Annotated in this window: 17 protein-coding genes; 9 read left to right on the plus strand and 8 right to left on the minus strand. The window is 70.9% G+C overall.

The features are described from left to right. Position 1: 1 nt before the first annotated feature. From CVO96_RS01015 to CVO96_RS01045, 7 genes are all read right to left on the minus strand, one after another. The gene (locus tag CVO96_RS01015) at positions 2-877 is read right to left on the minus strand and encodes a DUF58 domain-containing protein (RefSeq protein WP_103309348.1); all 876 of its coding nucleotides are present in this window, start codon (positions 875-877) and stop codon (positions 2-4) included. Then, positions 878-1,909, minus strand: coding sequence for an AAA family ATPase (locus tag CVO96_RS01020; protein ID WP_103309350.1), 1,032 nt, complete (start codon positions 1,907-1,909; stop codon positions 878-880). Beyond that, positions 1,906-3,474 (minus strand): hypothetical protein, encoded by a 1,569-nt coding sequence (locus CVO96_RS01025; RefSeq protein ID WP_103309353.1) that lies wholly within the window; start codon positions 3,472-3,474, stop codon positions 1,906-1,908. Before CVO96_RS01025 ends, CVO96_RS01020 begins: the two co-directional genes overlap by 4 nt. Beyond that, positions 3,471-4,040 carry a hypothetical protein gene (locus tag CVO96_RS01030; protein WP_103309355.1) on the minus strand — a complete coding sequence of 190 codons (570 nt, stop codon included), beginning with the start codon at positions 4,038-4,040 and terminating at the stop codon, positions 3,471-3,473. The genes CVO96_RS01025 and CVO96_RS01030 overlap by 4 nt, the downstream gene beginning before the upstream one ends. Next, on the minus strand, positions 4,037-4,798 hold the full coding sequence (locus CVO96_RS01035) for an ABC transporter ATP-binding protein (RefSeq protein WP_103309357.1): 762 nt from the start codon (positions 4,796-4,798) through the stop codon (positions 4,037-4,039). The genes CVO96_RS01030 and CVO96_RS01035 overlap by 4 nt, the downstream gene beginning before the upstream one ends. Next, positions 4,795-5,637 (minus strand): ABC transporter permease, encoded by an 843-nt coding sequence (locus CVO96_RS01040; RefSeq protein ID WP_207795267.1) that lies wholly within the window; start codon positions 5,635-5,637, stop codon positions 4,795-4,797. Before CVO96_RS01040 ends, CVO96_RS01035 begins: the two co-directional genes overlap by 4 nt. 102 nt (positions 5,638-5,739) lie before the next feature. After that, the gene (locus CVO96_RS01045) at positions 5,740-6,774 is read right to left on the minus strand and encodes an ABC transporter substrate-binding protein (protein WP_207795268.1); all 1,035 of its coding nucleotides are present in this window, start codon (positions 6,772-6,774) and stop codon (positions 5,740-5,742) included. A 516-nt stretch (positions 6,775-7,290) separates the two neighbouring features. Between CVO96_RS01045 and CVO96_RS01050 the strand changes: the two genes are divergently transcribed. From CVO96_RS01050 to CVO96_RS01085, 9 genes are all read left to right on the plus strand, one after another. Further along, positions 7,291-8,637 (plus strand): helix-turn-helix domain-containing protein, encoded by a 1,347-nt coding sequence (locus CVO96_RS01050; RefSeq protein WP_133161721.1) that lies wholly within the window; start codon positions 7,291-7,293, stop codon positions 8,635-8,637. 38 nt (positions 8,638-8,675) lie between these two features. Further along, complete coding sequence (locus CVO96_RS01055) at positions 8,676-9,878, plus strand: MFS transporter (protein ID WP_103309361.1); 1,203 nt, start codon at positions 8,676-8,678, stop codon at positions 9,876-9,878. Between the two features lie 403 nt (positions 9,879-10,281). Beyond that, a complete protein-coding gene (locus CVO96_RS01060) occupies positions 10,282-10,863 on the plus strand; it encodes a QcrA and Rieske domain-containing protein (protein ID WP_103309364.1) in 582 nt (193 codons plus the stop codon). A gap of 64 nt (positions 10,864-10,927) precedes the next feature. Then, positions 10,928-12,625 carry a PQQ-dependent dehydrogenase, methanol/ethanol family gene (locus CVO96_RS01065; protein ID WP_103309366.1) on the plus strand — a complete coding sequence of 566 codons (1,698 nt, stop codon included), beginning with the start codon at positions 10,928-10,930 and terminating at the stop codon, positions 12,623-12,625. 211 nt (positions 12,626-12,836) lie between these two features. Next, positions 12,837-13,718: a substrate-binding periplasmic protein gene (locus CVO96_RS20950; RefSeq protein ID WP_165795163.1), complete on the plus strand. Its 882-nt coding sequence runs from the start codon at positions 12,837-12,839 to the stop codon at positions 13,716-13,718. 2 nt (positions 13,719-13,720) lie between these two features. Then, positions 13,721-14,707 carry an ABC transporter ATP-binding protein gene (locus CVO96_RS20955; RefSeq protein ID WP_165795164.1) on the plus strand — a complete coding sequence of 329 codons (987 nt, stop codon included), beginning with the start codon at positions 13,721-13,723 and terminating at the stop codon, positions 14,705-14,707. Next, on the plus strand, positions 14,704-15,540 hold the full coding sequence (locus CVO96_RS01075; protein WP_207795269.1) for an ABC transporter permease: 837 nt from the start codon (positions 14,704-14,706) through the stop codon (positions 15,538-15,540). Before CVO96_RS20955 ends, CVO96_RS01075 begins: the two co-directional genes overlap by 4 nt. Before the next feature lie 59 nt (positions 15,541-15,599). Continuing rightward, on the plus strand, positions 15,600-16,307 hold the full coding sequence (locus CVO96_RS01080; RefSeq protein WP_103309372.1) for a substrate-binding periplasmic protein: 708 nt from the start codon (positions 15,600-15,602) through the stop codon (positions 16,305-16,307). 305 nt (positions 16,308-16,612) lie between these two features. Continuing rightward, complete coding sequence (locus tag CVO96_RS01085; RefSeq protein ID WP_103309373.1) at positions 16,613-17,752, plus strand: NAD(P)/FAD-dependent oxidoreductase; 1,140 nt, start codon at positions 16,613-16,615, stop codon at positions 17,750-17,752. A gap of 45 nt (positions 17,753-17,797) precedes the next feature. Here the strand turns inward: CVO96_RS01085 and CVO96_RS01090 are convergent, their stop codons facing one another. Next, entirely contained in the window at positions 17,798-18,472 is a 675-nt protein-coding gene (locus CVO96_RS01090) for a hypothetical protein (protein WP_103309375.1), read from the minus strand. Positions 18,473-18,488 lie beyond the last annotated feature (16 nt).

An 18,488-nucleotide genomic window follows, 5' to 3' on the forward strand; every position in this document is an offset into this window, starting at 1 on the left:
ATCAGCGGATCACACCCCGCGCCAGGAATTCCCGCAGGATGACCTGCTGCACCGCCTGGTCGGAGCGCACCTGAACCAGCCGGCCCCCGTGCCGGCCCAGCAGGGCCGCCAGCGCCGCGTTCCAGTCGCCCAGGGCGCGGCGGTAGGCGTCCAGGGTGGCGCTGTCCAGCACCACGCTCAGGCTGCCCTCGCCCTCGGCGTCCTCCAGGCGGGTCAGGCCGCGCCCCAGCGGCGCCGGATCGAGTTCGTCCGGGGCGAGCACCTGTACCGCCAGCACCTCCTGCGCGCGGCTGTGGGCGTGCCGCAGCGCCTGCGGGTCGAGGTCGCCCAGGAAATCCCCGACCAGGATCACCAGGGCGCCGCGTGGCGCGCGGGCCGCCGCGTGGGTCACGGCCTGATGCAGGGTCACGCTGCCGCCCGGACGGGCTCGGCCCAGCCAGCCCAGCAGCTCCGTGGCCCGGTTGACCCCCTGCATCCGCCCGCAGGTCTCCACGCCCTCGCCGAAGGTCACGGCCTGCACGGAGTCGCCCCCCGACAGTCCCGCGTAGGCCAGGGCGGCGGCCAGCTGCTGGGCCAGCTCGAACTTGCGGGGCGAGCCGGTGCCCATGCTGGCGCTGGCGTCCAGCACGACCAGCACAGGAAGCTGCTGGTGCACCACGTACTCCCGCACGACCGGGGTGCCCAGCCGCGCGGTCACCTGGGCGTCCAGCGCGCGAATATCGTCGCCGGGCTGGTACGGGCGGTGATCCGCGAACTCCAGCCCCGCCCCCTTGGCGCGCGAGGGCCGCTCACCCGCACCGCCCTGTGCCCGCGCCCGGCCGGTGGTGACCAGTCGGCGCCGGGCGAGTTCCTGCTGCACGGCAGGCGGCAGCCGCATCTACAGGCCCTGGGCGCCCAGCAGGCCACGCAGCAGGGCGTCCCGGTCAATGCCCTCGGCCACACCCTCGAAGTTCAGCTGCAGACGGTGGCGCAGGGCCGGAAGCAGCACCGCGCGCACATCCTGCGGGGCGACGTGCGCGCGGCCCGAGAGCATGGCCTGGGCCTTGGCCGCCAGGATCAGGGTCTGCGCCCCGCGCGGGCTGACGCCGAAGCGCACGTAGCGGCGCACCTCCGGGCCACTCTCGGGCCGGCTGGGCTGGGTCGAGACCACCAGCCGCGAGACCGCCCCCACCACATCCGGCGAGACCGGCAGCGCGCGCACCACCTGCTGCGCGTCCAGCAGGTCGGCGGGGCTCAGGCACTGTGGAGCGCGTGCCTGGCGCAGCCCGGTCGTCTGGCCCACGATGCGCTCCAGCGTGCCCACGTCCGGAAAGGGCACGTCCACGCGGAAGAAGAAGCGGTCCATCTGCGCCTCGGGCAGCAGGTAGGTGCCCTCCTGCTCGATGGGATTCTGGGTCGCCAGGACGAAGAACGGCCGGGGCAGCTCGCGCACCGTGCCGGCCACCGTCACCGTGCCCTCCTGCATGGCCTCCAGCAGCGCCGACTGGGTCTTGGGCGTGGCGCGGTTGACCTCGTCGGCCAGCAGCAGCTGCGCGAAGATCGGGCCGGGCATGAAGGTCAGCGCATTCACTCCGCGCTCGTCCGGGCTGAGCACCAGCGTGCCGGTGATGTCGGCCGGCATCAGATCCGGCGTGAACTGCACGCGCCCCAGCTCCAGCCCGAAGGCGTCCGCGATGGTGCGAACCAGCAGGGTCTTACCCATGCCGGGCGCGCCCTCCAGCAGCACGTGGCCGCCGGCGAGCAGAGCCACCAGCACCTGCCCCACCACCTCCTCCTGCCCCACCACGACCGCGCTGGTCGCCTCCCGCGCGCGGCCCAGCGCTTCCAGCAGGGCGTCGAGGCGGTTCAGGGTGCCCGCCGGGTCGGCGGAAGGCGGCTGGGGAGAGACGGGGGGCGCGGCTTCACTCATGGAGACGTCCTTTGGGGGGTGGGGGCAGGAGAAGTGGAGACGGGAGAAGGGCGGTCGCTGCCGCGTTCGAAATAGGCGCGGACGGTCGCCCTCGCGCTGTCCGGAATGCTGGCGCTGGCCGCTGGCGGCTCGGGGCTGCGGAGCCACCGCGCGCCCACGTCCGTCCGGGTGCGGCCCGGCCCGGCCTCCGCCTGGGGCGCGGCCAGCACCTGAATCCGGTCGGCGTTCAGGCTCTCGCCGGCGCCCAGGTCGGCCCTCACGCGGCTCTCGATGGCCCGCAGCTCCCCCACGCCCAGGCCCACGCCGCTGCTGCTGCCGGCCGCCCCGCTGCCGCTGTCGCTGGTGCCGCTGGCGGTCTCGCCGCCCGGCGCGCGGGGCTTGCCGGCCGCCGGCTGGGCGCCGCGGTTCATGTCGTCGTTGGTCAGGCAGCCCTCCACGCATTTGTCGGCGCCCTCGCTCTCGATCCCGCGCCCCCCGGAGGCCGAGCGCAGGCCCGAGCTGCCGGGATCGGACTTCTGCTGCATGGGCCTGGCGCCGGGCGCGGTGGACGGATCATACGGCGCCGAAGCCAGCCGATCCGGGCTGGTCACCGACTGGTTCCGGAACTCGCCGGACTCGCGGGAGCCGAAGGGCGTGTCCTGAGTCCTCTGCCCGCCGCGGGCCGGGCCGGAACTCGTCGCCCCCTCCGCACCCGCCCCCACGGCCTGCCGGGCCTCGCGCAGTCGGGCCGCCGGCTCCGTGCTGGCCGCCGGAGCACCGGGACTGGCTGGCCCCCGGGCCCGGCCAGCACCGGACGCAGCGTCGCTGACCGGCGCCGCCGACGTGCCCGGCCCCCGGCCCCCGGCGGCCGGTAGGTCGGCGGACGCGCCCGCCGCCTCCGGCTCCGGCTCGTTCACGATGGGCGCCCCGGCCGGGTTCGCCGTGGGGCCAGCCGCAGGGGAAGCCTGGGACGGTGTGGTCTCGCCTACCACCGCCGCCGGCGGAACGGTGGCCGTGACCGGGCCGCGGGGCAGCGGGGGCAGCAGCCAGACCAGCAGCGCCAGGCCCAGCAGGCCGGCGGGCCAACTCCACGCCCGGCGGGGCGTGGGGGGCACGATCCGGGCCGCGTGCAGCGAGGGCGCCGCCGCCTGCGCCTGGGCCAGCACCCGCACGCTAAGGGCGGCCTCCCAGGGCGCGGCACCAGAAGACGCGGGGGCGACGGGGCTGGATCTGGCCGTCCCCGGCAGGGTCAGGGCAGTGGTCAGCAGGCCGTCCAGGGCCGCGCGGCGGTCGCTCAGGCGCGCGGCGTCCAGCCGGGTCAGGCGGGGCGCGCGGAGGAGCACCAGCCCCGTGCACACGCCCACACCGGCCGCCAGGAGACCGGCCAGCGGCAGGGGCAGCGGGGCCAGATTCAGGGTTTTCACCATGCCCAGCCCCAGCAGGGTCAGCGCCAGTCCGGCCAGCCCCCGCCGCAGGGCGGCCCGTCTGCGCTGCCGCTCATGGGCTCGCTGGACGCGACCGAGCGCGTCTTCCAGGGCCTGGGGCAGCGCGGAACTGGGGAGGCTAGAGGGCACGGAGGTCGTCACGAGCCCCGTCCCAGGAAGGTGCGCGGCAGCAGGCGGCCCAGCGCGTGGCCCAGGCCCGCGAAGGCCAGGCCCACGAACGCGGCCAGGATGAGGTAGAAGAGCAGGTGGCCCGGCTCGGTGAACAGCGCGAAGAAGCGGATCCGCGCGCCCAGCCCGTCGGATCGCGACAGCAGCTCGGCGGCGACCACGGCGCTGAAGGCGTACCACAGCGCGCGCGACAGGTAGGCGCTGCGCCGCTCCTCGAGCTTGCGGCGCCCCAGGGCGAAGATCTGCACCCCGCACGCCAGCGCCGCGACCGTGATCGCCGTGCCGTCCCGCACCCCCAGCGTGGGGATCAGGTTCATCGCCACCAGGATCAGCACCCAGGGCACCGCCAGCAGGGTCAGCAGCCAGGGCGTGAGTAGCGCTTCGGCGCTCACGGAGCGGCGCATCAGTCCGGCCAGCAGGGCGCCGCCCGCGAGCCCCAGGGCGAGCGAGAGGCCCAGCCGGCCCACGGTCACGCCCAGAGCCTGCAGGGCGCCGGGCCACTCCGCGCCCAGCCAGGAGAAGTCCAGGGGCAGGCTCACGCGGCACCCACCGGGTCGGTCGCCGGGCTGGCCGCCCGCAGGAGTCCACGCAGCTCCCGCAGCAGGGGCAGCGCGGCGGGGTCGTCCGGGTCACGGGGGCGCGGCAGGGGCACTTCCAGCACCTGCGTGATGCGGGTCGGCGAGCCCCCCAGCACCAGCACCCGGTCGGCCAGCAGCACGGCCTCGCCCGGATGGTGGGTGACCAGCAGGGTCGTGGCGGGTTGCAGGCGCAGCAGCCCCGCCAGTTCGGCCCGCAGCTCGGCCGCCGTGAGTTCGTCCAGCGCTCCGCAGGGCTCGTCGAGCAGCAGCACGTCCGGGCGGATCACCAGGGCGCGCGCCACCGCCGCGCGCTGCGCCATCCCCAGCGAGAGCTGGGCGGGCAGGTCGTCGCCCCGGCCGGCCAGTCCCACCCGCGCCAGGGCGGCGGGAATATCGGGGTGGAATTCGGGGGGGCACACGAGTTCCAGGTTGCGGGCCAGGGTCAGCCAGGGCAGCAGCCGGGCGTCCTGAAACACGTAACCGATGCGTGGGGGCGCGGTGAAGCGGATCTGTCCGGCGCTGGGAGCGCCCAGGCCGGCGGCCAGATTCAGCAGCGTGCTCTTGCCACAGCCGCTGCGCCCCACCAGCGCCAGGATCTCGCCGGCCGCCGCCTGAAAGGTCACGCCGCGCAGCACCTCGCGGGGCGCCTGGGGCGCGGCAAAGCTCACCCCCACGTCGCCGAAATTCACACCGACGCCCCCCGCCCGCTGGCCCGTCATTCGGTCTCCAGCGCCGGGCGGGCCGGGGTCTGCCACGCCACGCTGCGCGCACTGAGCAGCGCCAGCACGCCGTCCAGCGCCGAGAGCACCAGCGTCATGACCAGACCGTAGGCCAGGATGCCGCGCATCTCGAACTGCTGGAAATAGAAGGCGATCATGTAGCCCACGCCGCTGCTGCGCCCGAAGACCTCGCCGAACACCACCATCTTCCAGGCCAGCGAGAGGGTCACGCGGGCGGTGCCCAGCAGGGTGGGCGTCAGCTGCGGCAGGGTCACCGAGCGCAGGGTGGCGGCGGGCGAGAGCCGGAAGGCACTGGCCATCTCGTAGAGCCGGGGGTTCAGGCCGCGCACCCCCTCGCGCACCTGCACCGCCACGGTGGGCAGCAGGATCAGCGTGATCGCCAGGATGATGGCCCATTCGTTGAGGCCCACGATCAGGTAGGCGGCGAGCAGGATCAGGATGCGCGGCAGGGTCAGGCCGACCGCCAGCCAGGGCGCCGCGAAGGCCGCCAGCCGGGGCGAGTGCCCCAGCCACCAGCCCAGCGGCGCGCCCAGCAGCAGGGCCAGCGCGAAGGCCACCAGCACCCGCCAGAGTGTGATGCCCACGTGCCCCCAGATCGCGCCCCGCTGCGCCTCGCGGCCCAGGAAGGCCAGGGTGTCGCCGGGGCCGGGGAAGGTGTCGGCCCCCAGCGCCCAGGTCAGGCCCAGCCAGCCCAGCAGCAGCGACAGCCCGCCGAGCACCGGCCACAGCCGCGCGTCCGGGACGCGGGCCACCGCGCGGAGCCGGCGCGGGCGGGAGGCGGGGGCGGAGCGCACACCAGCGGAGCGGTCAGGAGTCAAGCGGTCAGGTCTCCAGGCAGGCAGAGGGCGGTGGGCAGGGAAAGGGGGCAGTAGCGGGCCGGGCCGGAAGCAGTCAGGGTGGATCCGCCGCAGGGCTGGTCGTCAGGGCTGGTAGCTGGTATTGAAGGCGCGGGTGTCCAGGCGGGTCAGGCCCACCACGTCCGGCCCGGCGACGGCGATCATCTTGCGGGTCAACAGCAGCGTGGCGTTCAGGTCGGCGGCGGTCCAGTGGGCCGGGAGACCGGCGGCCCACTGGCTCCGCAGGGCGGGCAGCTGCGCGCGGTCCGGCAGGGCGTAGAGGTTGGCGTCGAGCATGGCCGGCCAAAAGGCGGCGTCGGATTTCATCTTCTCCTCGGCCAGCAGCACGGCCTTCAGGAACAGGCCCAGCGTGGCGGGATCGGTGTCGGTGCGCGCCACGATGTACAGCAGCGGCACGTTCTTCGGCAGCCCCAGGCCCCTGAGCAGGTCACCGCTGGAGATCAGCTGCCGGAACTTGCCGCCACTCACCATGCGGGCGTTGTGGTGCCAGAAGGGAATGCCGGCCTCGATCTCGCCCCGGTTCATGAACTGTTCCATCAGCGGGCTGGAGACCGACACGACTTTGGAGGCCTCCTGCACGTCGAAGCCGGCGGTGGCCTTGGCGTAGGCGCGCAGGATCAGCAGGGTCTTGTCGGTCAGGCTGGTGGCGCCCAGGGTCTTACCCCGCAGGTCGGCTACGGTGCGGATCGGGCTGTCCTGGGGCACCACGACGCCGCCGGTCAGCAGGCTGAAGGGATACACCGCGCTCACCGGGAAGCCCTTCTGGCGCAGCAGGGTGACCTCCAGAAAGTCGTCCACCACGATCTGGGACGCGCCGGAACGCAGGGCGACGCGCGTGGCGTCCTTGCTGGCATAGGTGGTGGCGTTCAGCTTGAAGCCCAGCTGCTGATCGAGCCCATAGCGCTCGATGGCGAAAGTCACCCAGGACATCGTGCCGCCGGCCTGGAGCCCCACGTTGATCGACCGCTGGGCCTGGGCGCCGCCCGCCAGCAGTCCCGAGAGGGCCAGCCCGGTCAAGACCGTCTGGGGAGACGGAGTGCGGATTGGCCACAGCCGGCGCCGCACCGGGCGAACTGGAGTCCGGGGAACGTCACTCATGGCCACACTCGTCGCAACTCATAGCTGTCTCCTGGGTACTCGCGTGCCGGCGGTTCATGACTCATCACCGGAATGAGGGGGTCTGGGATCGTGGCCGGATCGTCGGGCTCGGGTCGGTCAGCTCGGAACGGTTGGTCGAGAACGCCCGGCTCGGATGTAACCACACAGGGAGAAGCAGTGAGAAGGAGGTGCGTGCTGAGATCATCCCCCAATTGGGGTTGCCAAAAGGTTGTCTCCCGACGATTCGGCTCGGGGAGACCGGCTGGGCTGGGCCGTAGCCCGAGAGGAGAAACCCGGCTCGTCTCGACCCGTCTATATCCCTGTTGGACAATGCCCTGGTGTGCTACAGACGTTCCCGATATGACATGGTAGCGTGACCCCAGCGAATCTCATTGTCTGCATGTCAAGCAGGTATGTCCCACGGCTCCGTCGATATTTCTGCGGGATCTGGAGTCCGGAACCGTTCTCCTGAAATGGTGATCTGGCCCCCCGCCTGTGGTAGGGCAACTGGAGATGATGAACGAACGGTTGGCGTTAGAACGGCAGGAACTGGTGCGCGCGTGGCACAGCTATGTGACCCGGCAGGGCCCGGTGCCCAGCGGTCTGCACGTCCGCCCGGCCGGAGCGGCCCCGCCACCGTCGGCACACCCGGCCGAGTCCGCGCCGTCGACCGAGTCCACACCGGCACGGGACTCCCTGCAGGCCGGAGCGGCGGCCACCCTGACCCGGCCCGCCGCCATCGCCACCATCGATCAGGAGGTCGCGGCGTCGTGGGCGCGGTCGGCGCTGACCGTGTCGCCCGAGCGGGCGAGCGCACCGGTCGTGGACGAGGCGGAAGTCCGGCAGGCCTGGAAGGAGTCGCCGCTGGAGTTCGGCGTGCGGGGCCTGATCCCCGAGCTGCGACGTCTGGCCGAGGACGCCGATCTGGTGGTGGCCCTCGGTGATCCCAACGGCACGCTGCTGTGGACCCAGGGCAGCGCGCGCATGGCCGGGCTGGCGAGTTCGATCAACTTCGTGCCCGGCGGGCAATGGGGCGAGGGCAGCGTGGGCACCAACGCGCTGGCGCTGGCGCTGCGAACCCGGCAGGCGGTGCGGGTCTTTTCCGCCGAACACTATGTCCAGACCGTGCACGACTGGGTCTGCTACTCCAGCCCGATCCGCGACACGCAGACCGGGGCGCTGCTGGGCGTGCTCGATTTCAGCACGACCTGGGAGTGCAGCACGCCGCTGGGTCTGGCGAGCGCCCGGCATTACGCCCAGCAGATCGAACTCGCCCTGAGTCACCGCGCGCTGCCCGCCAGCCAGCTGCGGCTGCGCTTCTGCGGCGCTCCGCGCGTGCAGTACGCGGGGCGCAGCCTGCACCTGACCCCCCGCCAGCACGAGCTGCTGTGCGTGCTCGCCCTGCATCCGGGCGGGCTCACGCTGGACGCCCTGCACGCCCACGTCTACGGCGACCAGCCCATCAGCCTGAGCACCCTCAAGTCCGAGGTCAGCACCCTGCGCGCGCTGCTGGGCGGGCAGATCGCCTCGCGCCCCTACCGCCTGAGCATTCCCATGCAGCTGGACATCCAGGACATCGAGGAGCACCTGCTCGCCGGCCGGGTCAGCGACGCCGCCGACCTCTACGACGGCCCGCTCCTGCCGCACAGTTCCTCGCCCCTGCTGAGCTACTGGCGCGACTATCTGGACGCTGCCCTGCGCGAGGCCGTGTGCCGCTCGCGCGATCCCGAGCTGCTGTGGCGCTATGCCTCGCGCTTCGACGACCCCGAGTGCCTGGAGGTGCTGGAGGGCCTGCTCGCCCCGGACGACCACCGCCTGCCCATCGCGCGGGCGCGACGCGCGGCACTGGACGCCTCGTTCTGAGCCGGCAGGCCGCCAGCCGGGAAACCGTTCCGGCCTCCATGAACCCCTGGCTGGCCCTGGCGCTGCTGGCGGGGGCGGTCGTGCTGAGCATGGCGCCCTGGTTCTCGGCAGCGGCCGTGCTGCCCCAGCTGCGCGCCGAGTGGGCGCTGAGCGCTCAGGCCGCCTCCTGGCTGGCGCTGGCCGTGCAACTGGGCTTCGTGGCCGGAGCGGTGGGCAGCGCCGTCCTGAATCTGGCCGACCGGGTGCCGTCCCGCCTGCTGATCCTGGGCGGCGCCCTGGGCGCGGCCGCCGCCAACGCCGCGCTGCTGCTGCTGCCGGATGGTCAGTGGGCCTTCCTCCTGAGGGCGCTGGTCGGGGCCAGTCTGGCCCTGGTCTACCCCACCTCCCTGCGGGCCATGTCCGCCTTTTTCGTGCGGGGGCGCGGGCTGGCGCTGGGCTTCATGGTGGGGGCGCTGACCCTCGGGTCGGCCTCTCCGCATCTGGTCAATGGACTTGGCGGCGCGGACTGGCGTACGGTGATCGGCGTGACCAGCCTGCTGGCCGTGCTGGGCGGCGTCCTGGCGACGCTGGTGGGGCCTGGGCCGCACCGCACGCCCGCTCCCCCCTTTCGCCCGGCCCAGGCGTGGCGGGTGCTGAGCGCGCGCGGGCCGGGCCTGGCGACGCTGGGCTACCTGGGGCACATGTGGGAGCTGTACGCCATGTGGACCTGGTTCGCGCTCTTCTATTCCGGCGTGCTGAGGGCCGCCGGCGACGGCGCGGTGGAGGTCACGCGCGGCGCGGCGCTGGCGACCTTCAGCGTGGTGGGCCTGGGCGCGCTGGGCTGTCTGGCCGGGGGCGTGCTGGGCGACCGCTGGGGACGCACCCGCCTGACCGAACTCGCCATGTGGCTCTCGGGGGCCAGTGCCCTGCTGCTCGCGCTGCTGGTGAACGCGCCCAGCGGGGTGGTGCTGGGCGTGAGCCTGTTCTGGGGCTTCTGGATCATCGCGGACTCGGCGCAGTTCAGCACCATCGTCAGCGAGATCGCCGATCCGGCCTACGTGGGCACCGCCCTGACCGCGCAGCTGGCCCTGGGCTTCACCCTCACGGCCCTGAGCATTGCCCTGGTGCCGTGGCTGGAGCCAGTGATCGGCTGGCGCGGCATCTTCGTGGTGTGGAGCGTGGGGCCGCTGCTGGGAGCGCTGGCCATGCGGGTGCTGAGGCACAGCCCCGACGCCGCCCGGATCGCCGGCGGGCGCGGCTGAAGTGCCGTATGCCCAGCCCGGCCGCCTGAACTGCTGAACGCATGGTGGATGAGAAAACTGAACCCATAGCCTCCTGTTCTCTCAGCACATCCAACCCGCTACCAACCCCACGGGTCTAAAGTAAGGGCCGATCTTACAGTGTTCAGGCCACCCCCTATCAGGCCCCCCCGTCCTGTCCGGATACCCGTGCTCAGGCTGCCCGCCGCACCATGTCCACTGCTCGATGACACCGGCCCGACGTTTCCGTCTCAGCGATATCGCCCAGATGAGCCGTCCGGTGCCTGCCGCTCCACACTCAAGGCCCACCCCGCTCCCCTCCTCCTAGCCACCGCCCGTCACCGCACAGGCACATCCGTCCGGACAGGAGAGCTTCCCCGCCAGGACGACGACCCCGAGGTTCCCCATGACTGATACCCGACCCACCCGCAGACAGGTGCTGAAACTCGGCGCCGCGACCGGCGCGGCCGCCGGCACCCTGGCCGTCCTCGGGCAGACCGGCGCGCAGACGGGCACATCGACGGCCGCCGATCCTGCCAGGGCAGGAGACCTGCTGATCCATCAGGACGGCCCCAACAAGGGGAAGGCCGTGAAGGCGGCCGAGCTGAAGGTGGGCGTGGCCGTATGGGCCATCGCCGTCGATCCCGCCACCAAAAAGCCCCGCGACCCGCTGAAAAGCGGCGTGGTGCTGGTCAAACTCGCCAGCGGGAAGATCAAGGCCAGCAGCAAGCCCAACGCAGCCGGCGACGTCGTGGCGTATTCGGCCATCTGCACCCACCAGGGCTGCCCCGCAAAGGAACTCGGCAGTCTGGGGCAGGGCAAGGGCAACATCATCTGCACGTGTCACGGCAGCATCTTCGATCCCGGCGACAACGCCACGGTGCTGGGCGGGCCTGCCCCCCGCCGTCTGGCCGCCCTGCCCATCAAGGCCGACGCCAGCGGCCAGCTGGTCGCCAAGGCGGCGTTTATCGGCAAGATCGGCACCTGAATCTGCTCGACCCATCACGCCCACCATCTGATTCACCCGGCCTGCGCCGGAAAAGGGGAACAGCATGAAGAATGCACCACAGGTTGGCAAGATGGTCAGGATCGGAGCCGTTCTCGCCGCTGGAGCCACGCTGGCTGGCCTCGCCTACGCCCAGGTCAGCTCCTATGCCAGCGTCACCGACGCGCGGCTGAACGCGCCGGAAGCGGCGAACTGGCTGAGCACGCGCGGCAACCAGGGCAACTGGGGGTACTCGGCGCTGACCAAGATCACGGCGGCGAACGTCTCGAAGCTGCGGCCCGTGTGGGCCTACAGCACCGGCCAGACGGAGGGCCACGAGGCCGCGCCCATCGTGAACAACGGCGTGATGTTCATCACCTCGCCCATGAACAAGCTGTTCGCCCTGAACGCCACCAACGGGCAACTGCTGTGGAAATACGAGCGCGAACTGCCCGACGACATCACCTCCTGCTGTGACGTGGTGAACCGTGGAGTGGCCGTCTACGGCGATCTGGTCTTCATGGGCACGCTGGACGCCCACATGCTGGCCTTCAACGCCAAGACCGGCAAGATCGTTTGGGATCGCACCATCGAGGACTACAAGAAGCGCTACACGATCACCTCGGCGCCGCTGATGGCCAACGGCAAGCTCGTCACGGGCGTCCACGGCGGCGAGTACGGCGTGCGCGGCTTCCTGGAGGCCATGGATCCCAAGACCGGCAAGAGCATGTGGAAGTCCTTCACCACCATGAAGGGCTCCTACCCCGACGGCTCCGAAGCCCAGGGCGGCGCCCCCACCTGGCTGACCGGCGCCTACGACAACGCCTCCAAGACCATCTACTGGGGCACCGGCAACCCCAGCCCCTGGATGGATCCCCGGCGCAAGGCCAGCGACGACCTGAAATGGAGTTCGTCCCTGCTGGCCGTGGACGCCGACACCGGCAAGATCAAGGAAGGCTTCCAGTACTCCCCCAACGACGCCTGGGACTACGACGGCGTGAACGAGCCCGTTCTGATCGACACCATGCAGGGCGGCAAGAGCGTGAGGAGCATCGTGACGGCGCACCGCAACGGCTACCTCTACCGTTTCGACCGCACCGGCGGAGGCGTGAAGTACCTGAACGCCAACAAGTACGTGACGGTCACGGCCTACAAGGGGCTCGACAAGGCCGGCCGCCCCATCTGGGATCCCCAGCACCGGCCCGACCTGGGTAAGCAGGTCAACGCCTGCCCCTCCTTCCTGGGCGGCAAGAACTGGCACCCCATGGCCTACAGCCCGCAGACCAGGCTGGTCTACGTGCCCTCCAACGAGTGGTGTATGGATATCAAGGGCGCGCAGACCAAGTACGCGGCCGGCGAGGCCTACGTGGGCGCCGAATTCGAGCTGAACGCCGTGCCCAACCTGAACTACGTGGGTAACCTGCAGGCCATCGACCCGGCCACCGGCAAGCGGGTCTGGAGCCAGACCTTCAAGGCCCCGCTGTGGGGCGGCGTGCTCACCACCGCCGGCGGCCTGGTGTTCACCGGCACCACCGCCGACCGCGACTTCATCGCCTTCGACGCCAAGAATGGCAAGAAGCTGTGGTCATTCAAGACCAATTCCGGCGTGATCGGCCAGCCCATCAGCTACTCGGTGAACGGCAAGCAGTACATCTCGGTCTTCAGCGGCTACGGCGGCGCCATCCCGCTGTGGGCCGGCCCGATGGCCCAGCTCACCAAGGACACCCCGCGCGGCGGCGTGCTGTGGGTCTTCGCGGTTGACTGACCCGGGCTGACCCCGACCGTGTGCCGATGGGGACGACCCCGTCTGCACACGGTTTTTCGTTCAGGCCGGCCATCACCAGCGGGGCAGCGACCACGGTCACGCTGAACGCAGTGGAGGTCTCGACCCCCCACCGCAAGCCATCTTCCTGCGTTCTCCGCGATCCAGCTGCTCCGCTCTCCCCCCATCCCCGAATCCACACGAGGAGTCCGACGTGAAGCGCCCCCCACTCGCCCCCCTGCTCCTGTCCGGCCTGACGCTGATGGCCTCGGCCCGCGCCCAGCAAGACCCGAATTCGCCTACCAGCACGACTGGCCTGCTGCGGAGCGCCAGCACCATGACCTTCTGTCTGGATCAGCAGAACCCGATCTGGAAGTTCGAGCAGGACATGGCGCTGGCGGTGGCCCGCTCACTGGGGCGCAAGGCCGAGTTCTATGTCCACCGCGCGCCGCTGCCCGACCTGGACACGGCGCCGCAGCCGCTCGACCGCCTGGAACTGCTGCGGCTGTTCGCGCACCGCTGCGACATCTACCCCGGCCTGATCGGCAGCACCACGCCCGCCTTCGACTACCCGGCCGACGAGCAGATGTACGCCACCCGGCCGTACCTGAAGGTCAGCTACCTGTTCGCCAGCCGCGACCCCCGGGTGGGCAACCTGAACCAGCTCCCCAAGTCCATGCCGGTCTCCATGGAGCGGCGCGGGCTGCCCGCCTATTTCATGTACACGACCCGCCGGGGGCAGTTCACGGACCGGCCCGTGAACACGGCGGCCCGCCTCGTCAGCGACCTGAAGACGGGCCAGGCGAAAGTGGGCATGGTCTTCGCCTCGCAGCTGTATGGTCGCGTGCCGGACGTGAAGAAGGTGGGCTTGAAAGCCGCGCCCGTCGTGGGGCTGCCCAGCATGACCTGGTACGTGATCTACGGCCTGCGGCGGAATCGGCCGAGCCTGCGAACCCAGCTCGACGGAGCGATCACCCGGCTGATCGTGCGCGGAGAAGTGCAGAAACTGCTGGTCAAGCACGGTCTGAACCGCCCCGGTATCGTGCCGGCCAGCGTGAGCGACCAACGCCCACCCTCGGAAAGCTTCCGGGAGTAGGGGTGAGTCTGGGTGCACCGGCCGTCATCGACGTGCAGGACGTGGGGCACCGCTACGGCGACGTGCAGGCGCTGGGGGGCGTGAGTTTCAGCGTGCCGCGCGGCTGTTTTTTCGCGCTGCTGGGGCCGAACGGCGCCGGCAAGAGCACGCTCGTCTCGCTGATGAGCACGCTGCTGCCGCTCCAGTCGGGCGGGTTACAGGTGGCGGGGCTGGACGTGCGGCGGGACTCGGCGCGCGTGCGCCGGACGCTGGGCCTGGTCTTTCAGGAACCCAGCCTGGACGAGCGCCTGACCGTGCTGGAGAACCTGGACTTCCACGGGCGGATCTACGGGATGAACGGCCGGGAGCGCCGGAGCCGCGCCGAGCACGTGCTGAACGTGGTCGAACTGGGCGAGTGGCAGAACGTGGCGGCCCGCATCCTGTCGCGCGGGATGAAACGCCGCCTGGAAATCGCCCGCGGCGTCATGCACGACCCTGCCCTGCTGATCCTCGACGAGCCCACCACCGGCCTGGACGTGCAGAGCCGGCGCGCCGTGTGGGCCTACCTGGGGGCGCTGCGGCGCGAGACCGGGGTGTCGCTGCTGCTCACCACCCACCAGATCGAGGAGGCAGAGGACGCCGATCTGGTCGCCATCATCGACCGGGGCGAGGTGCTGGCCTTCGGCACCCCGACCGAACTCCGGGCCCGGCTGGGCGGGCTGGTGGTCACCCTGCGCGGCGTGCCGGACGACCTGCGGGCGACCCTGCGGAGCGAAGACGCGGGCGCGGTGATGGACGAAACCGGCGACACCCTGCGGCTGCGCGTGCCGGACCCGGCGCCCCTGCTGACCCGGCTGGCGCCGGAGCTGCACCGACTGGCGGGCGTGAACGTGCAGTCGGCCTCCCTGGAGGACGTGTTCCTGGAGCTGACCGGGCGCGCGCTGCGCGACGAGCGCCCAGCCGTGGGCGCCGGGCGCGTCTCCCCCACCGACGGCCGGGGCTTCCGGTGAGCTGGGCCTCCAGCACCGCCGGCACGACCAGCGGGCCGCGCTATTACCTCGCCTGCCTGTACGCCATCTGGTCGCGCGAGGTCAAGCGCTCGGTACGCGAGAGCGGGCAGCTGGTCGGCGCCTTCTCGCGGCCGCTGCTGTGGGTGATCATCTTCGGGGTGGGCCTCACGCCCTACTTCCGCACCGGCCTGCGCGAGACCACCTTCGTGGTGCCCTTCACCTACATGCAGTACATCTTCCCGGCGGTGGTGGTGCTGAACATCCTCTACCCCTCCATCCAGTCGGCGGTGAGCCTGATCTACGACCGCCAGTTCGGCTTCTTCCGGGAGGTCTTCGCCTCGCCCGTGCCCCGCAGCGCGGTCTTTCTGGGCAAGCTGCTGGGCGGCGCGACAGTGGCCACCCTGCAGGGCGGACTGGTGCTGCTGCTGGGGCCGTACGTGGACGTGCCCATTCCGCCCTCGATCCTGCCGGGCGTGCTGGGCACCATGTTCCTGGTCTCGCTCGCCTTCACGGCGGTGGGCCTGCTGATCGCCTCGCGCCTGAAGTCCTTCGAAGGCTTCGGGGTGTTCTCCAACGCGCTCATTTTGCCGCTGTACTTTCTGGGCAGCTCGGTCTTCCCGCTCGACCCCAGCCTCAGCGTGCAGCAGCAGCAGCAGGTGTTTCCGCCCTGGCTGGTGCTGCTGGTGCGGGCCAACCCGCTCACCTACGCCATCGACCTGCTGCGGTACTTCATCATCGACTACCACGAGCACCCGCTGGGCCTGGACGTGGCGGTGGTGATCGGGCTGACCGTGGTGGCCTGCGCCCTGTCCTACCGCGAGTTCCGGCGCTGATGTCGCGGCCGCCTGCCCCCCCACGACCCCGGCGTGGCTGGCGACCGGCAGGCAGCACCGTGTTCACCCTGCTCGGGGTACTGTCGTACCTGCTGCTGCGCCAGTTGCCGCCCGACAATTCGCTTGCGCGCGTGAAGGCGGCGGGAGTGCTCACCGCCTGCGTGCCCCCCTCCCTGCCGCCCTTCATCTCCTCCGACGGCTCGGCGGCCACCGGCAGCGAGGCCCGTCTGATCGAGGCGGCCGCGAGGCGCATGGGCGTGCCGGTCGGCTGGAACATCCAGGCTGCCTGGGGCACCTCGCCCGACCCCGTGGACTGGGGCGTGCGGCCGGAGTCGTGCGACGTGCTGGCCGGCGGCATCGTGGTGAACGCGGAAACCCAGGGACTGATGCAGGTGCTTCCCTACCGCACCGTGGGCTGGGCGCTGCTGAGCACGGCGCCGCAGCCCACGAAACTGGCCGTCGTGACCAACCACTGGGGTCTGGCCGCCGACGACGCCTACGGCTGGGCCGACGCCCGCGGGCTGGACTTCCTGGCCTACCCTTCGGCGACCGAGGCGCTGGCCGCCCTGCGAAGCGGTGAGCGCGACAGCGTGCTGGCGCTGGAGGACGAGGTGGAGTGGCTGCGCGCCCAGCTTCCCGGGAGCCGGCCCCAGGCCCTGCCCACGCTGCCCCGCCAGACCCTGGCGCTGGGCCTGTGGAAGAACAACATCACACTGAAAAGAGTCGTGCAGGGCAGCCTGCCCAGGCCGGCCGACGCCGGCCAGTAACTCCGCTCTGATCCAGAATGCTGGCATCGGACAGAAGGCCCTCACTCGTGGGGAGTGCTCAGACCCAAGCACTGTCTGATCAGCCTCTCCCCCGGCGTGATCGGGCGACGGCGGGGTGTCCCCAGCGGCGGGACAGCCGCCCGGCGGTGAGCTGAAGGAAACATAGGCAGGACTGTCAGGCAGCCGACAGGCACCGGGGAAACGGGGTGTACACTGGGTCAAAGCTGGGCGTGTTCCCAGCGGATTTCTGCGGGCGGTGACCCACTCCCACTGCCGCTCGTGAATCTGTTCACAGGAGATGTGCTATGAAGACCCTGATTCTTGGCGCCGGGTACTCCGGTCTGGCAGTGGCGACGAAAATGAAGCCTGCCCCCAACTTGGAAAGCCTGCTGATCGAGCAAAATGCCTACCACGTGTTCTACACCCGGCTGCATGAAGCGGCGGCCCACAACACCCGCGTGACCCTGCCGCTCGCGCCCCTGCTGCGCGGAACCGGCGTGCAGATGGAGCAGGCGCAGGTGGACGTCGTGGACGTCGACGCCCGCGAGGTGACCCTGAAAGACGGCCGCGTGCTCACCTACGACACGCTGGTCATCGGCCTGGGCAGCGTGACCAACTTCTACCGCATTCCCGGCCTGTACGAGAACGCCACCGAACTCAAGCAGCTCAGCGACGCCGATGAGATCTTCACCTTCGTCAACCGGGCCTTCAGCAGCGAGTACCAGGGACAGCGCGACATCGTGGTCGGCGGCGCCGGCCTGACCGGCGTGGAACTGGTCACCGAGCTGGCCCAGCGCGCGGTGCTGCTCAGCAAGGAGCGCGGCCTGCCCCCCTTCCAGATCCATCTGGTCGAGGCCGGCCCCAAGATCCTGCCCGTGCTCGACGACGCCCTGCGCGCCAAGGCCATGCAGACCCTCGAGGAGTACGGCATCAACGTCCTGACCGGCCACCGCCTGATGCAGGCCACCGCCGACTCGGTGACCGTGCAGACCTCCGACGGCACCCAGAAGGTCATTCCCGCCGGGAAGATCATCTGGACCGGCGGCATCCAGGCCCGCGACATCGTGCGCGGCGAGCGGATCGAGAAGGGCCCCGGCGGGCGCATCGCCGTGGACGAGTTCCTGCGCGCCAAGGGCTACCCCGAGGTCTTTATCGTGGGCGACATGGGCCTGGCGCTGAACCAGGAAGGCAAGCCGGTGCCCACCACCGCCCAGCACGCCGGGCAGCAGGGCCGCCTGACCGGCAAGAACATCATGCGCCTGTCGCGCGGCGACGAGCTGGAGCCCTACGAGCCCACCACCCTGGGCGAGTTCGTGTCGCTCGGCGGCCTGATGGCTGTGGGCTGGATGAAGCTGCCCTGGAACCAGAAGCTCGCCATGACCGGCGGCCTCGCGCACGTCATGAAGCGGGCCTCCGAGTGGCGCTGGCGCGTGAGCATCGAGTAGTCGAGGGCAAGCTGGAAGAGCCGGAGCTGCGTGCTCCGGCTTTTTTCATGTCGGTGTTTCTGGCTCCAGCCAGGGAAAGCCCCAGGGGGCGGAATAACTAAGCGCCTTGACCCGCGCCGCATCGTGCAGGCGAACGGGTAACGGAAAATCGGCGGGATAAACGGGCACGATCATCAGTGGCCGCACGGGTTTCGGATTGACCCAGTGCGCCTCCAGCACGAGGCCCAGACCGCCATGCTCGTAAGCTGGAGATTGCCTAAACCCCGACCGGCTCAGGACGTACACGGCCCCTGGCTGCAGCAGCGTGCGTGCGTCCGTGACCTCTGACGCCAGGGGCGCAACCGAGTAGAAGTAGCGCATGGGTGACCATTGCCCGTCCTCCCACTGCCGCAGGGCCATATCGCTCTGCTGAGCTACGTTGGGGCTACGAAAGGCGTACATCATGGCCCAGAGGGCGTCCGAAGTAGCATAGACCCCGATGGTGTTGCTGAAGTCGTCGGGCTGGGCGTAGTCGTGATCTCGTGGCACCAGTTCGGTGAGTGAGGTGTGCGGGGAGCCGTGCAACAACAACCCGCGCCCCGCCAGCCACTCCAGAAAGAGCCAGCGCGGCACGCCGTCGGGTAGCGCCGTCAGGTCGTGCTCGCTCCACGCCCGCTCGAAGGCCTGCACCGCCGATTCGGGCAGCTTGACCCGGGGGGCCTCGAGCATCCAGGGTCGCATTCCCCAAGACTATGCC

Source organism: Deinococcus koreensis, assembly GCF_002901445.1.
GTDB classification, from domain to species: domain Bacteria; phylum Deinococcota; class Deinococci; order Deinococcales; family Deinococcaceae; genus Deinococcus; species Deinococcus koreensis.